General features: G+C 43.7%; 15 protein-coding genes. 14 read left to right on the top strand and 1 reads right to left on the bottom strand.

Features of this window, described 5'->3' with window-relative positions; translation table 11 throughout:
• The first annotated feature begins 25 nt into the window (after positions 1 to 25).
• The 9 genes from mnmG to SFU91_15245 all read left to right on the top strand — a co-directional run bounded on the left by mnmG (position 26) and on the right by SFU91_15245 (position 7,572).
• Positions 26 to 1,909 carry a tRNA uridine-5-carboxymethylaminomethyl(34) synthesis enzyme MnmG gene (mnmG, locus tag SFU91_15205; GenBank protein ID MDX2130382.1) on the top strand — a complete coding sequence of 628 codons (1,884 nt, stop codon included), beginning with the start codon at positions 26 to 28 and terminating at the stop codon, positions 1,907 to 1,909.
• A 65-nt stretch (positions 1,910 to 1,974) separates the two neighbouring features.
• The gene (locus SFU91_15210) at positions 1,975 to 2,472 is read left to right on the top strand and encodes a hypothetical protein (protein MDX2130383.1); all 498 of its coding nucleotides are present in this window, start codon (positions 1,975 to 1,977) and stop codon (positions 2,470 to 2,472) included.
• 83 nt (positions 2,473 to 2,555) lie between these two features.
• A complete protein-coding gene (locus SFU91_15215) occupies positions 2,556 to 2,957 on the top strand; it encodes a nucleotidyltransferase substrate binding protein (protein ID MDX2130384.1) in 402 nt (133 codons plus the stop codon).
• The gene (locus SFU91_15220; GenBank protein MDX2130385.1) at positions 2,954 to 3,283 is read left to right on the top strand and encodes a nucleotidyltransferase domain-containing protein; all 330 of its coding nucleotides are present in this window, start codon (positions 2,954 to 2,956) and stop codon (positions 3,281 to 3,283) included. The genes SFU91_15215 and SFU91_15220 overlap by 4 nt, the downstream gene beginning before the upstream one ends.
• Positions 3,284 to 3,462: 179 nt before the next feature.
• Positions 3,463 to 3,933, top strand: coding sequence for a hypothetical protein (locus SFU91_15225; GenBank protein ID MDX2130386.1), 471 nt, complete (start codon positions 3,463 to 3,465; stop codon positions 3,931 to 3,933).
• Positions 3,920 to 4,117 carry a DUF433 domain-containing protein gene (locus SFU91_15230; GenBank protein MDX2130387.1) on the top strand — a complete coding sequence of 66 codons (198 nt, stop codon included), beginning with the start codon at positions 3,920 to 3,922 and terminating at the stop codon, positions 4,115 to 4,117. The genes SFU91_15225 and SFU91_15230 overlap by 14 nt, the downstream gene beginning before the upstream one ends.
• A gap of 25 nt (positions 4,118 to 4,142) precedes the next feature.
• Positions 4,143 to 5,366, top strand: a complete 1,224-nt coding sequence (locus SFU91_15235) for an efflux RND transporter periplasmic adaptor subunit (GenBank protein MDX2130388.1) — start codon at positions 4,143 to 4,145, stop codon at positions 5,364 to 5,366.
• 28 nt (positions 5,367 to 5,394) lie between these two features.
• The gene (locus SFU91_15240) at positions 5,395 to 6,846 is read left to right on the top strand and encodes an AAA family ATPase (protein MDX2130389.1); all 1,452 of its coding nucleotides are present in this window, start codon (positions 5,395 to 5,397) and stop codon (positions 6,844 to 6,846) included.
• A 48-nt stretch (positions 6,847 to 6,894) separates the two neighbouring features.
• Positions 6,895 to 7,572: an ABC transporter ATP-binding protein gene (locus SFU91_15245; GenBank protein MDX2130390.1), complete on the top strand. Its 678-nt coding sequence runs from the start codon at positions 6,895 to 6,897 to the stop codon at positions 7,570 to 7,572.
• Between the two features lie 26 nt (positions 7,573 to 7,598).
• Here SFU91_15245 and SFU91_15250 read toward each other — a convergent pair whose 3' ends face one another.
• A complete protein-coding gene (locus SFU91_15250; protein MDX2130391.1) occupies positions 7,599 to 7,826 on the bottom strand; it encodes a hypothetical protein in 228 nt (75 codons plus the stop codon).
• A gap of 232 nt (positions 7,827 to 8,058) precedes the next feature.
• Between SFU91_15250 and SFU91_15255 the strand changes: the two genes are divergently transcribed.
• The 5 genes from SFU91_15255 (at position 8,059) to SFU91_15275 (ending at position 12,509) form a co-directional block, all read left to right on the top strand.
• On the top strand, positions 8,059 to 9,213 hold the full coding sequence (locus SFU91_15255) for an FtsX-like permease family protein (protein MDX2130392.1): 1,155 nt from the start codon (positions 8,059 to 8,061) through the stop codon (positions 9,211 to 9,213).
• A 419-nt stretch (positions 9,214 to 9,632) separates the two neighbouring features.
• Complete coding sequence (locus SFU91_15260; GenBank protein ID MDX2130393.1) at positions 9,633 to 10,799, top strand: FtsX-like permease family protein; 1,167 nt, start codon at positions 9,633 to 9,635, stop codon at positions 10,797 to 10,799.
• Positions 10,800 to 10,819: 20 nt separating this feature from the next.
• Positions 10,820 to 11,362 (top strand): hypothetical protein, encoded by a 543-nt coding sequence (locus SFU91_15265; GenBank protein MDX2130394.1) that lies wholly within the window; start codon positions 10,820 to 10,822, stop codon positions 11,360 to 11,362.
• The gene (locus SFU91_15270; protein ID MDX2130395.1) at positions 11,328 to 11,684 is read left to right on the top strand and encodes a hypothetical protein; all 357 of its coding nucleotides are present in this window, start codon (positions 11,328 to 11,330) and stop codon (positions 11,682 to 11,684) included. The genes SFU91_15265 and SFU91_15270 overlap by 35 nt, the downstream gene beginning before the upstream one ends.
• Positions 11,685 to 11,747: 63 nt before the next feature.
• Positions 11,748 to 12,509 carry a YoaK family protein gene (locus SFU91_15275; protein MDX2130396.1) on the top strand — a complete coding sequence of 254 codons (762 nt, stop codon included), beginning with the start codon at positions 11,748 to 11,750 and terminating at the stop codon, positions 12,507 to 12,509.
• The last annotated feature ends 8 nt before the right edge of the window (positions 12,510 to 12,517 follow it).

Below are 12,517 nucleotides of genomic sequence, written 5' to 3' on the forward strand. Positions count from 1 at the left end.
TAATAGAAAAAAATAAGTATTCGAAATGAATAGAGATTACGATGTGATAGTAGTGGGCGCAGGCCACGCCGGTTGCGAAGCGGTGCTTGCCGCCGCACGAATGGGGCAGCACACCTTGCTGATTACAATGGACTTAATGGCGATTGGGCGAATGTCGTGCAATCCGGCCATCGGCGGTGTTGCCAAAGGCCAAATGGTGCGCGAAATCGACGCGCTCGGCGGCGCGATGGGCGTTGTCACCGATAGAGCCGGAATTCAATTCCGAATGCTCAACCGCGGCAAAGGCAGTGCAATGTATTCCCCGCGTGCACAGTGCGACCGGGTTTGGTATTCCATTGAAATGCGCAAACTCATCGAAGCCGAGCCGCTCATCGATTTGCGTCAAGATTCCGTTCTGGGTATCAAAGCCGAAAACGGTGAAATTCGCTCCGTCATCATTCGCGGCAATCAAGAAATTACAGCGAAAACTGTGGTACTCACGAACGGGACTTTTTTGAACGGAAAAATTCACGTTGGACTCAAAAATTACTCCGGCGGGCGAACAATGGCAGAACCGGCTTCTCTCGGAATGACGGAATCGCTTCAAGAACTTGGGTTCATCTCAGGTCGAATGAAAACCGGAACACCACCGCGAATCGATGGCCGAAGCGTGGATTATTCAAAGGTTAAAGTTCAAGCACCCGACGAAGTAATCGAGCCGTTTTCATTTGAAACGGATTCACAAAGCTTTCAAGGAAAACGGCAAATCTCGTGCTTTATCACCTATACCAATGAAGAAACGCACAAAATTCTTGAATCCGGTTTCGACCAATCGCCAATGTTTCGCGGGATGATCGATGGCGTGGGTCCACGCTATTGCCCGAGCATCGAAGATAAAGTGAATCGATTCCGCGATAAAGATCGTCACCAACTTTTCTTGGAGCCTGAAGGATTCGACACCAACGAAATGTATGTGAACGGTTTTTCAACCTCGCTCCCCGAAGAAATTCAACTCGCCGGCATGCGCACCGTGCCCGGACTGGAAAATGTAAAAATGATTCGCCCCGGCTATGCAATTGAATACGACTACTTTCATCCGCATCAGCTGAAGCCCACGCTTGAAACAAAATTGGTGAAAGGGCTGTATTTCGCCGGACAAATTAACGGAACTTCGGGCTACGAAGAAGCCGCCGCGCAAGGGCTGATGGCCGGAATCAATGCGGCGCTATCCTCAAAAGGCAGTAGTGAAGAATTCATTCTCAAACGGAACGAGGCGTATATCGGTGTTCTGATTGATGACCTCATCACCAAAAGCACGGATGAACCGTACCGAATGTTTACCTCACGGGCCGAATACCGAATTTCGCTACGGCAAGACAATGCCGATCGAAGGCTTCGCCGAAAAGGCTTCGAGATTGGGCTGGTCAAGCCTGAAATCTTTCAGCGCTTTTTGCAGAAGGAATCGGAAATTGTGGAGCTCAAGCGATTTTTAGAAGCGGAACTACTTCAAATGTCCGCCATTAATCCATTGATTGAATCGAAAGGCGGCTCCGCTTTTATAAAAAATCCGAGGGCGATTGAAGTTCTGAAACGGCAGGAAGTGGAACTTGCGACACTTTTAGGCGCATTGCCGGAATTGAAAGCGAAGGTGGAGGCCATAAGCAAAAACCCGAAAGTATTGGAGCAAGTGGAAATCGATGTGAAATACGAAGGGTATTTGCGCCGCGAGCAGCAGACGGCCGAAAAGCTTTCGCGATTGGAAGATGTTGTGATTCCAACAGTTTATGATTTCGATCGGGTTCACGGGCTATCATCCGAGGGAAGAGATAAACTCAAGAAAGTGAAACCAACTTCGCTTGGGCAGGCCTCGCGCATTTCGGGCGTAACTCCTTCGGATGTGTCTATTTTATTGGTGCATTTGGGGAGGTGAATGTTAAAAAATTTGAAGAAAATTATAATAATGAGTTTTTGAAATAAAAGAGAAAGGAAGAAACGATGAAAAAGGTACTATTTACAATTGTGGTTCTCATTGGGGTTTCATTCTTAGGGTGCGAAAATCCAATTGGAAACGGAGAAGTTGAAGCAATTAGCGGAGGATTTCGAGTGAGATTTGAGTTACAGTCTGGCTTAAGCAATAGGAATCAGTCGGTGTTTCGATCGAATGATACAATTCGGTTTCAATCATTTTTCATAAACATAAGAAATAAGCGCAGTGTATTTTATACTGGGCCATTATTCGATATTAATATTAATCAATCTGAAAAAAAAGTGATTGGTCAATGGGATGGCTATTTATTTCAACGTCCAATTTTTGAGATTAAAATAGATGAAAATGATACGCTTCGTAATAATTGGAGTGTAGCAGCGAATCGATTAAAGCCCGGCAATTACAAAGCAGAATTGCTAACCAATATCTATGAAGAAAACCGTTATGTATATGATGAAAATGGCAAAAGATTCAAGTTGGTTCTAGATATTGAAATAGTCCCGTAAATTGAAATTTCTCCAACATAAAAACGATTGAATCGAAAAATGGAATGAATATTTCTTCAAAATAAAATGAAAGAGGTAATTTTTTGCAAAAGGATATACGTTGGAAACAGCGATTTGAAAATTTTTCAAAAGCTTTTCATCAGTTAGAAAAAGCGATTCAAACCGTTTCAAATCCAAGCGATTTGGAAAAGGAAGGAATTATTCAACGATTTGAGTTTACACACGAACTCTCGTGGAAAGTTATGAAGGACTTCTTGGAAGAAAAAGGAATTCGGGAAATCATTGGCTCAAAAGATGCAGTAAGACTTGCATTTCAAAATGGAATAATTACAAATGGGGAAGTCTGGATGGAAATGATTGAAACAAGAAACAAAACCGTACATTCCTATCTCGAAGAAATTCTTAACCAAGAGTATAAAAAGATTAGAGAAAAGTATTATCCATTGCTTTCAGACTTTCACAAAAAAATGGAAACCTACCAATGACCTATGGCCTTTCTGAAGAAACCGTAGGGAAAATGACTTGTGTGTTTACTCAATTCCCCGAAATCGAGCAAGTGATTATCTACGGCTCGCGAGCAAAAGGCACGCATCGAGAGGGAAGTGATATCGATATCACCCTAATTGGGAATGAAGTTACTGAAGCGATTCGAAGCAAAGTTTGGCTTGCGCTTGACGATCTCAATATGCCCTATATGATTGACCTCTCCGTTTTCAATTCCCTTACCTCTCAAAGTTTAATTGACCATATCACCCGAGTAGGAAAATCGTTGTACCAACGAACTGGTGCCAAAGAAATAAAAGAAATGTAAGACAGCGAATAGTCCCCACTATTTAAGTTTAGAGTGCCAAACTTAAATAAGAAACCCCTTATTTAAGTTTAGTGGCACTAAAGTTAAATAAGAAAATTTTTGGTTAACTTTTTAATATTCATCGAAAGAGAATTCCCCAAAAAATCTTTTCAAGCACTCAAACAAACGATCTAAGTCAAATGAAAAACAGTTTTCTCATACTCATTCTAATCCTTTCCTCATGCTCAAGCAAAGAAATCCAAACAGTGCAAAAAAAAGAGATTAAAGTCAACCAAACCGCGCGATTCGAAGGCGACCGATTGATTCAAACGCTTGCGCTTCAAGACGAGGGAAATACCGTAAAAGTAACAGGTGAAATAATCAACCCGTTGAATACAGAATTAACACTCCAAACTGCGAATCCAACGTTACATTTGGAGATACTTCACGGCGGTTCGATGGTGCTCGACCAATACGAGGGAATGATGTTCACGATGGAAATTCGTGAACTGAAAATCGATGCGAAAGGAAAGAAAACCTTTGAGTGGAAAGTTGAGAAAAGCGCCCTTCCAAACGGCCCGCTCAGTGTGAAAGGAAAGTGGAATATCTTTCTCGGCGAAAGCCAATCGGAGATACAAAAAGAGCAATCGATAAATTTTGAAAAGAACTAATATGTGGAGAGATTACATTCTTTCCGACCCAGAGATTCTATTGGGCAAACCCGTCATTAAAGGAACACGACTTTCGGTTGAACTCATCTTAGAATTATTTGAAAATGGGTGGAGAGAAAAAGACATTTTAGAAAGCTACCCGAAACTTCATAAGGAAGAATTGAAAGCAGTAAAAGAACTGTAAAATAAAAAAGCGATTTAAAATAAGAATGAACGACTTATCCAGTCTGAAAATAGACAAAAGCCCTACGACGGCACAACGGCCACAGTCTTCAGAAACATCACCACTGTTGAAATGGGGCATCATCGCTGCAATTGTCATCGTTGTGATTATTGGGTTTTTCTTTCTCAAAGATACACTCAAAGCACCGGTGGCTGTTAAGACCATTCGCGTTGAAATGTCGAACGCACGAAGCGCACAAACCGGAACGCTCACGGCATCGGGCTATATCGTACCGCAGCGTAAAGCGTCAATCGCTTCAAAAGCAACCGGGCGCTTGGTGTGGTTGGGTGTGAAGGAAGGCGATAAAGTCAAGCAAGGTGATTTAATTGCACGCATCGAAGATGCCGATGTTTCGGCAAGGCTTTTGCAAACAAAGAGTGCGCTCTTGGCACTTCGAGCAAGGCAAATACAAGAAGAAGCGGAAGCGGAACTCGCGAAATCGGAACTTGAACGCAATCAGAAAATATTTGCGGAAGGTGGAATTTCGGCATCGCAATTTGATCAAGCAAAAAACCGGTATCGGGTTGCAGCGGCAAAGGCAGAGGCAGCGAAAGCCGATGTCGAAGCTGCCGAAGCAAGCATGCAAGCAGCGGAGGTAGAATTGCAAAACACGCGCATTGTCGCGCCCTTCAGCGGAACCATTCTAACCAAAGGAGCGGATATTGGCGAGGTGGTTTCGCCCATTTCAGGTTCGGTGCAATCGCGTGGTTTTGTGGTGTCTTTAGCGGATATGACCACATTGGAAGCTGAAACCGATGTTTCGGAATCGAACATTGCGAAAGTAAAAGTAGGCTTGCCGTGCCTCATCACGCTTGATGCATACCCACAAGTGCAGTATGAAGGAACCGTTTCCGCGATTGTTCCAACAGCGAACCGAAGCAAAGCCACGATTCTCACCAAAGTGAAATTCAAGCAGTTGGATGAACGCGTGTTGCCAGAAATGAGCGCAAAGGTCTTGTTCTTGGAAGAGAAAAAGGAAATCGCGTCGGATACCACGGCGGCTTTAGCTATACCGCTTGATGCTATTACCACAGTGGAGGGAAAGAAAGTGGTGTTTATTGTTGAAGAAGGCAAGGCAAGAAAGGTAGAAATCGGAACAGGCCGATTGATGGGCGAAAAAGTGGAAGTGAAATCGGGAATAACAGCCGGTCAGCGGTTGGTATTGAACCCGCCCAAAGTGCTCAGCGATGGTGATAAGGTGAGCGAGTGAGCATAAGTGAAATCGTCAGAAAACGTGTATGGAAAATATTTTAGAATCATACCTTGAAAGCACTAAAGTAAAAAGGGATGACATTCAAGTTAAACTCCATCATCCAATCACTGAAGTAAAGTATCCTCAAAGGTTCATTTTTGAAGAATTAAAAGAATTAGCAAAAGGATTTTATAGAAACGGCTACGAACCCCGAATGGTCGCGCTCGCTGGGCTTCGAGGCGTGGGTAAAACAACCCTATTGTGGCAATTAGCCGAAGAAATCAGCCACGATAAAATCGAAAATATTTACTTCATTAATGTCAGTACCCTCAATTCAATGGGTATAGACCTTCATTTAGCCCTTGATATTTTTCAAAAAAAAATTCTGAAAAAACGGTTTAGTGAATACAAAGAACCCCTCATTCTCTTTTTTGATGAAATTCAAGACGACCCCAAATGGAGCATCACGCTTAAAGTACTTTTTGAAGAAGCGCGCTCGGCATTTATTGCCGTTACAGGCTCTTCGGCGTTGCTGCTTCAAAGCACGGCCGACTTGGCAAGGCGGATGCTGACCAAAAAAGTATATCCCTTTTCATTTACAGAGTATTGTATTGCAAAAATTCAACTGAGCGAGAAGAAAAAAAAATCAGAACTTCCTTCAAAAGGGATTTCCGATGCGTTGAAAAATGCGCTGTTTTATAGTGAGACTGTCGCGGGTGCATTGAATGCGCTTAAAGCCTTAGAAATTCCGATCGAAGACTTTTTAAGATCACGAGAAAAAAATATCGACGAGGATATTCAAAAATATATCGACTATCAAAATTTTCCCGCCCTGTTATTCTACAACAATCGAAGCGCCGCCACAGTGCAACTCCAAGACTTAATTCAACGCATCATCTATACGGATATTCCTTCATTAAATAAAGAGAGAAGTGATACTCAAAAAATTGAACGGCTCTTACTGCGGCTTGCTGCATCCGATGAAATTAATCCTGAAAAATTAGCGAGTTTAATTGGGGTTAAATCCAAAGAAATCAGTGACTACTTGGAACTTCTCTCAAAGGCGGAACTCCTTCATATTCTTATGCCATACGGAGGAATTCATTCAAAAATAATGAAGAACCGAAAAGGATATTTTATGTCGCCCTCGCTTCGGCGTGCCCTACTCATTAAGCTGCTCGGTGAACCTCTCACACCAGAGGTTCAAAGCAAACTAATTGAAGACACAGTGGTGATGGTCTTAAAAAAAATTTTTTTTTTGGCTGATACCCTCATCTCATTTACAAGCGGCTCACACGAAGCCAATCCCGATTTCATTATAGAAACGCGTGATAGTCCTGTAATTATCGAAGTGGGAGCAACAAAGAGAAAATCACGGCAAATTGAAAATTCAGAAATCAAAAGCCGGTATGGCGTAGTAATTTCAAATGGGATTGAAAGCCCAACGCTTGTGAGAAACGTAATTCAATTACCAATGAAATGGTTTTTAATGCTGTAGAATTAGAGAATTACTTATAAATTAAATCGAAATAAAAACAAAAAACATATGTCATTCATCAGCATCGAAAACGTCGTGAAAACCTACACCCGTGGAACCGAAACACTTAAAGTGCTAAACGGGCTAAGTTTGAAGATTGAGCAGGGCGAATTTGTCGCGCTGATGGGGCCTTCGGGCTCGGGAAAATCAACGCTGCTCAATTTCATCGGCGGCATTGATACGCCCAACAGCGGTACGGTGAAAGTCGGCGACGATAATCTCTCTTCGCTTTCCGCCAATCAACTAACCGAATGGCGCTCGAATCATGTCGGCTTCATTTTTCAATTTTATAATCTCATTCCGGTACTGACTGCGTTTGAAAATGTCGAGCTGCCACTTGGGTTGCTGAAAATGTCGAATGAGAAGAAAAAGCAACAGGTCGAGCAGGTTTTGCAATTGGTGAATCTTTCGGATCGCAAAGATCATTACCCGAATCAACTATCCGGAGGACAGCAGCAGCGCGTCGCGATTGCGCGAGCCGTTGCCACCGACCCAACCGTCATCGTGGCCGACGAACCAACTGGAGATCTTGACCGCAATTCGGCCGATGAAATTCTGAAACTCATGACTCGGCTTAATAAAGAACTTGGCAAAACCATCGTGATGGTCACGCATGACCCACACGCCGCAGGCTATGCCTCAAAACGATTTCATCTCGAAAAAGGAGAATTGACAGAAGACAAGTAAGAGTAAGTCAGTTAAGAGTAAGTCAGTTAAGAGGGAAGAGTTATACAACCCCCGCTTGTCATTCCGGCTTGTCCGGAATCAAGCATGCGAAAATTGAGGTGGTTGAGCTTGTCGAAACCACCGTGTCGGGAAGGGCGGCATCTCGACAGGCTCAATGACCCTCTTCGTGCCGTCATTTCGAACGAAGCAGCGCGAAGTGAGAAATCTCGGATGTGCACAAAGTCTAAGATTTCTCGCTGTGCTCGAAATGACATAAAAGTGCTCTTTGTATCATTCAAGAAATTGAGGTGGTTGAGCCTGTCGAAACCACCGTGTCGGTAAGGGTGGCATTTCGACGGGCTCAATGACTCCCTTCGCGAGGTCATTTCGAACGAAGCAGCGGGAAGTGAGAAATCTCTGGCTTGGGAAAAGGTTGAGATTACTTGAAGAGCGCAAAATGAGGGAATTAGTGTGTAAGAACTCGGTGAAAAAAAAATTAAATCAGGTATGACATTCAAAATCATTTATCGAAATCTCCTTCGACACAAGCTTCGCACGGTGCTTACCGTAATGGGTGTGGCGATTGCCGTTTCGGCATTCGTCTTTTTGCGGACTACCATCAACATGTGGTATGTCAGTGCAGAGACATCGGCAGCGAATCGATTGGTTTCGCGCAGTTCGGTGTCGATTGTCTTTCAATTGCCGTTGGCATACAAAGAGCGAATAAAGTCGATTGAAGGCGTTGAGGAAGTCTCGTACGCCAATTGGTTCGGCGGGATATACAAAGACCCAAGTCAATTCTTTGCGCAGTTTGCGGTAGAACCCGAAACATACTTCAAGGTATATCCGGAGTTTGTGGTTGCACCCGAAGAGATGCAAGAATTTTTAAATGATCGAACGGGCGTGATTGTTGGGCAAAAACTCGCCGAGCGATACGGATGGAAAATCGGCGATCGCATTCCTATAACCGGTACGATTTACAAGGGCGATTACACCTTTACGGTTCGCGCAATTTACAGAGGGTCAAAGCCCTCAGTCGATGAAACGGCGTTCATCTTCAATTGGAAATATTTGGATGAAACAGCCAAAAGCGTATTGCCTGAAGCGGCAGGACAGGTGGGCTGGTATGTCTTTCGAATCAAAAATCCGGATGATGCGCCAAAAGTTTGCACGGCGGTCGATGGGCTTTTTGCGAATTCGCCAAACGAAACGCTGACCGAAACGGAAAGTGCTTTTCAATTAAGTTTCATTCAAATGTCGGAGGCGATTATCGGGTCGCTCCAAGCAGTGTCGTTTGTCATCATCGCGATTATGCTTTTAGTCATTGCCAATACAATGAGCATGTCGGCCCGCGAGCGATTAAAGGACTACGCCATATTCAAAACACTGGGTTATCAAAACGGATTTATCTACACGCTTGTTGTGGGCGAAGCCACGCTGATTTCGTTTGTCGGGGCGCTATTGGGATTAATCATTGCGGCACCAATCACCAATGGTTTTGGTCAAGCCGTGGCGATGTTCTTCCCTGTGTTTGAAGTCAGCCCGCTTGTCGTGGTTGGTTCGGCGGTGGCGGCAGTCATTGCAGGGGCAGTGGCAGGGCTTGTTCCTGCAGGCAACGCCGCGAAGACGCCAATCACTGAAGGCTTAAGAGATGTGGGGTAAAAGAATAGAACGCGGATAACGCGGATTGAAATGATGCTCGCTTACTAAATTAAAGGCGTTTGTCATTCCGACTTGTCCGGAATTAAGCAAGCCTTTCATTTGAAGGAGTCATTTCGAACGAAGCAGCGCGAAGTGAGAAATCTCTGGTGTGCGGAAGAACTGAGATTTCTCGGTGCGAGCTTGACGAGCATCTATAATGCTAGAAATGACAAATAGATGTTCTTTGCATCATTCAAGAAATTGAGGTGGTTGAGCTTGTCGAAACCACTGTACGCACGCTGACTTCGGGTTAATTTCGACAGGCTCAATCAACCCGAAGGTCGTGAGCAACTCATAGAAGAGCGCACCGATTTTTAATGCGCGGGTGAAGTGACACGCATGAATGAAAATTATAAAGTAACGAACAAGTAAAAATTCAAATGCCAATTCCAATTAAATACTCGCTCAAAAACGTCATCATTCGCAGCCGAACCGTGGTGTTTACCATCATCGGGATTGCCTTGGTTGGTTTTGTCTTTACCGCCGTGCAGATGCTCACCGAAGGAATTCGTACAACGCTGGTTGGAACAGGTTCAGAAAAGAATGCCATCGTTATTCAAAAGGCATCGCTTGCAGAAACAACCAGTGGTGTCGATCGTGAGCAAGCCAACATTTTGCGCACCCTTGCCGGAATTGAAAAAGATGCCAAAGGCGACCCGCTCTGTATGGCCGAGGGCGTCGTGCTCGTTACGCTGCCAAAAAAGGGAACAAGCACAAAGGTAAATGTCACGCTGCGTGGCACAAGCGAAAAGGTATTAGAAATTAGAGATCATATCAAGCTTGCGGAAGGGCGAATGTTTACACCGGGTACAACCGAAATCGTGATTGGCAGTGGCGTTCGGCGGCTATTCGAAAATATGGAAATCGGAGGCTCGATTAATTTCTTTCAGCGCAAGTGGACTGTTGTCGGCATTATCGATGCCGGTCGTTCGGGGTTTGATTCCGAAATTTGGTGCGATGTCGTTCAAGCGCAGCAAGCTGTTCGTCGCGACGGGTTTTCTTCCTTCACCGCACGAATCAGCGATGCTTCCGCGTTCGATGCTTTCAAAGCAGCCGTCGATGCTGATAACCGCTTGAAGCTCGAAGTAAAACGCGAAAAGAAATTTTATGCCGATCAATCAGAAAACCTTGCAACCTTTGTCGGCATTTTAGGATCGATGGTATCATTTATTTTTAGCATCGGAGCGATTGTGGGAGCAATGATTACAATGTATGCTGCGGTTGCAAATCGCACACGAGAAATCGGAACGCTGCAAGCTATTGGGTTTAAGCGCTGGGAAATCGTTATCGGATTTTTGCTTGAAGCCGAAACCATCGCGCTTTTGGGTGGATTCGTGGGCCTCATCATTGCCTCGGTGCTGACAACAGTCTCATTTTCAACCACCAACTTTGATTCGTTTAATGAAACGGAGTTTAAGTTTTCACTTAGCTCGTCGGTCATCATCAAGTCGCTTATCTTCTCTTTGGTAATGGGCTTCTTGGGCGGCGTGCTTCCAGCCATTCACGCAAGTCGTATGAAAGTGGTGGACGCCTTGAGGAGTGTATAAGGAATTCATCTTCATGAGAAATGACGAAAGAAGAAATTATAAGTGCAATGGAAGCACTTAACGAAGTGCTTTCAAAAAAGGATGTTTCAGGGGAATGTTGTGTTTATGGTGGAACGGTGATGTGTCTTGCGTATGATGCAAGGCCTGCGACAAAAGATGTCGATGCCGTCTTTGCGCCAACAAAAGAATTCCGTGAAGCCATTCAGGAAGTCAGCCTAAGCAAAGGTCTTGATGACAATTGGCTCAATGATGCAGTCAAAGGATTCCTTGTTCCTCATCCAAAGGAAATCTACAAAGAATACTCTCATCTTAAACTCTTTATTCCCTCAGTGGAATATCTCATCGCGATGAAAGCATTGGCCGCACGGTTAGATACCAATGACAAAGATGATCTTAAGTTTCTAATTCGGAAGGAGAAAATCAATTTAAGCGAAACTGTTTTTGATCTTTTGATGAAATACTATCCCAAAGCGCAGATAAAAGCGGCAACACGTTTTTTTATAGAAGAACTCTTTGATGAAATCAAACATGAAAAGACAAACCCTTCAGGAAACGAAGCTTAAGATTGTCTCCGACCCGAAGCACCAAATGGTGTATATAATGGATTTTGTCGATGATTTCCGCAAGGCCAAAGACCCTGCGCTTGCTGAGGATTTCATTCCTGAAGACACGCCCTTGGATGCGCTTTTGGCGTCGATTGTCGAGGCGCTCTGCTTGGAACTGAATCTCGAACCGCCCGATGTGGTTTTTAATGTTCCGCCGCTCAAGTCCCCGTATTTTGTCTCGGGCATTGAAAGCTTAAAAGCCATCACAATCGTCGAAAGCCCAGTTACATTTAAACGACGTAATATATTCGTGTTGAAGAATTTTTTGGTGAGAGTATAATCAATTCAATTACCTTCCAAAGGATATTTTGTGATTGGATATAATTGAGAAAAAAAAGGATTTATGTTTCGCCAACACGGTCATTTGCGAACCTACGCTCATAACTTAAGGATTGCATCGTTTCTTTCATTCGTTGCCGGTTCGGTAAATTCAATCGGTTTTCTTGCTGTTGCACAGCTGACAACCAATGTTACCGGGCACTTTGCGTATTTCGTAGAAGAGGTTTTTCAGGGAGATGTGTATCAAAGTGCTATATTCTTCTTATTCATTATGTCATTTTTTGTTGGATCGTTCATTTCAAACGTGTTGGTGGAGTGGATGGAAAAGCGAAATGAAAAGAGACTTTTTGTTTATCCTGTTATTGCCGAAAGCCTTATTCTCTTAGGAATGGCAATCTTTGGAGATGGATTAACCAAGTGGAAACCAAATGCAGTGGCAATCATTCTCCTATTTGCGATGGGATTGCAAAATTCACTCGTCACACGAATTTCAAATTCTGTGGTACGCACAACACACCTGACCGGACTTTTTACTGATCTTGGAATAGAAATCTCCCAACTCATTTTTTACAAGCAACCTGAGCAACGCACAAGGCTTTTTGGCTCAATTCGGCTTCGGTTTCAAATCATCATTTTCTTTCTCATCGGTGGATTATCAGGGGCATTTCTTTTCGGGCATTTCAAACTGTTGGGGTTGTTCCTAACCGTGATTGTTCTTGGAATCGGGTTGATATATGATGTGCTCACCATAAAAATGTTCTTTTGGGCGAAGCGAAAATTGACCAGCACCGGAGTTATAAAAGAACAAAGAGTTAAAATAAAATAATTAATACT

The sequence above is a fragment of the Chloroherpetonaceae bacterium genome (genome assembly GCA_033763895.1).
GTDB lineage: Bacteria > Bacteroidota > Chlorobiia > Chlorobiales > Thermochlorobacteraceae > JANRJQ01.

Excerpts from the sequence above, each read along its gene's own strand:
- mnmG (MDX2130382.1), top strand. The coding sequence starts at position 26 with ATGAATAGAGATTACGATGTGATAGTAGTGGGCGCAGGCCACGCCGGT.
- SFU91_15210 (MDX2130383.1), top strand. The coding sequence starts at position 1,975 with ATGAAAAAGGTACTATTTACAATTGTGGTTCTCATTGGGGTTTCATTC.
- SFU91_15220 (MDX2130385.1), top strand. The coding sequence starts at position 2,954 with ATGACCTATGGCCTTTCTGAAGAAACCGTAGGGAAAATGACTTGTGTG.
- SFU91_15225 (MDX2130386.1), top strand. The coding sequence starts at position 3,463 with ATGAAAAACAGTTTTCTCATACTCATTCTAATCCTTTCCTCATGCTCA.
- SFU91_15235 (MDX2130388.1), top strand. The coding sequence starts at position 4,143 with ATGAACGACTTATCCAGTCTGAAAATAGACAAAAGCCCTACGACGGCA.
- SFU91_15240 (MDX2130389.1), top strand. The coding sequence starts at position 5,395 with ATGGAAAATATTTTAGAATCATACCTTGAAAGCACTAAAGTAAAAAGG.
- SFU91_15245 (MDX2130390.1), top strand. The coding sequence starts at position 6,895 with ATGTCATTCATCAGCATCGAAAACGTCGTGAAAACCTACACCCGTGGA.
- SFU91_15250 (MDX2130391.1), bottom strand. The coding sequence starts at position 7,826 with ATGTCATTTCGAGCACAGCGAGAAATCTTAGACTTTGTGCACATCCGA.
- SFU91_15255 (MDX2130392.1), top strand. The coding sequence starts at position 8,059 with ATGACATTCAAAATCATTTATCGAAATCTCCTTCGACACAAGCTTCGC.
- SFU91_15260 (MDX2130393.1), top strand. The coding sequence starts at position 9,633 with ATGCCAATTCCAATTAAATACTCGCTCAAAAACGTCATCATTCGCAGC.
- SFU91_15265 (MDX2130394.1), top strand. The coding sequence starts at position 10,820 with ATGACGAAAGAAGAAATTATAAGTGCAATGGAAGCACTTAACGAAGTG.
- SFU91_15270 (MDX2130395.1), top strand. The coding sequence starts at position 11,328 with ATGAAAAGACAAACCCTTCAGGAAACGAAGCTTAAGATTGTCTCCGAC.
- SFU91_15275 (MDX2130396.1), top strand. The coding sequence starts at position 11,748 with ATGTTTCGCCAACACGGTCATTTGCGAACCTACGCTCATAACTTAAGG.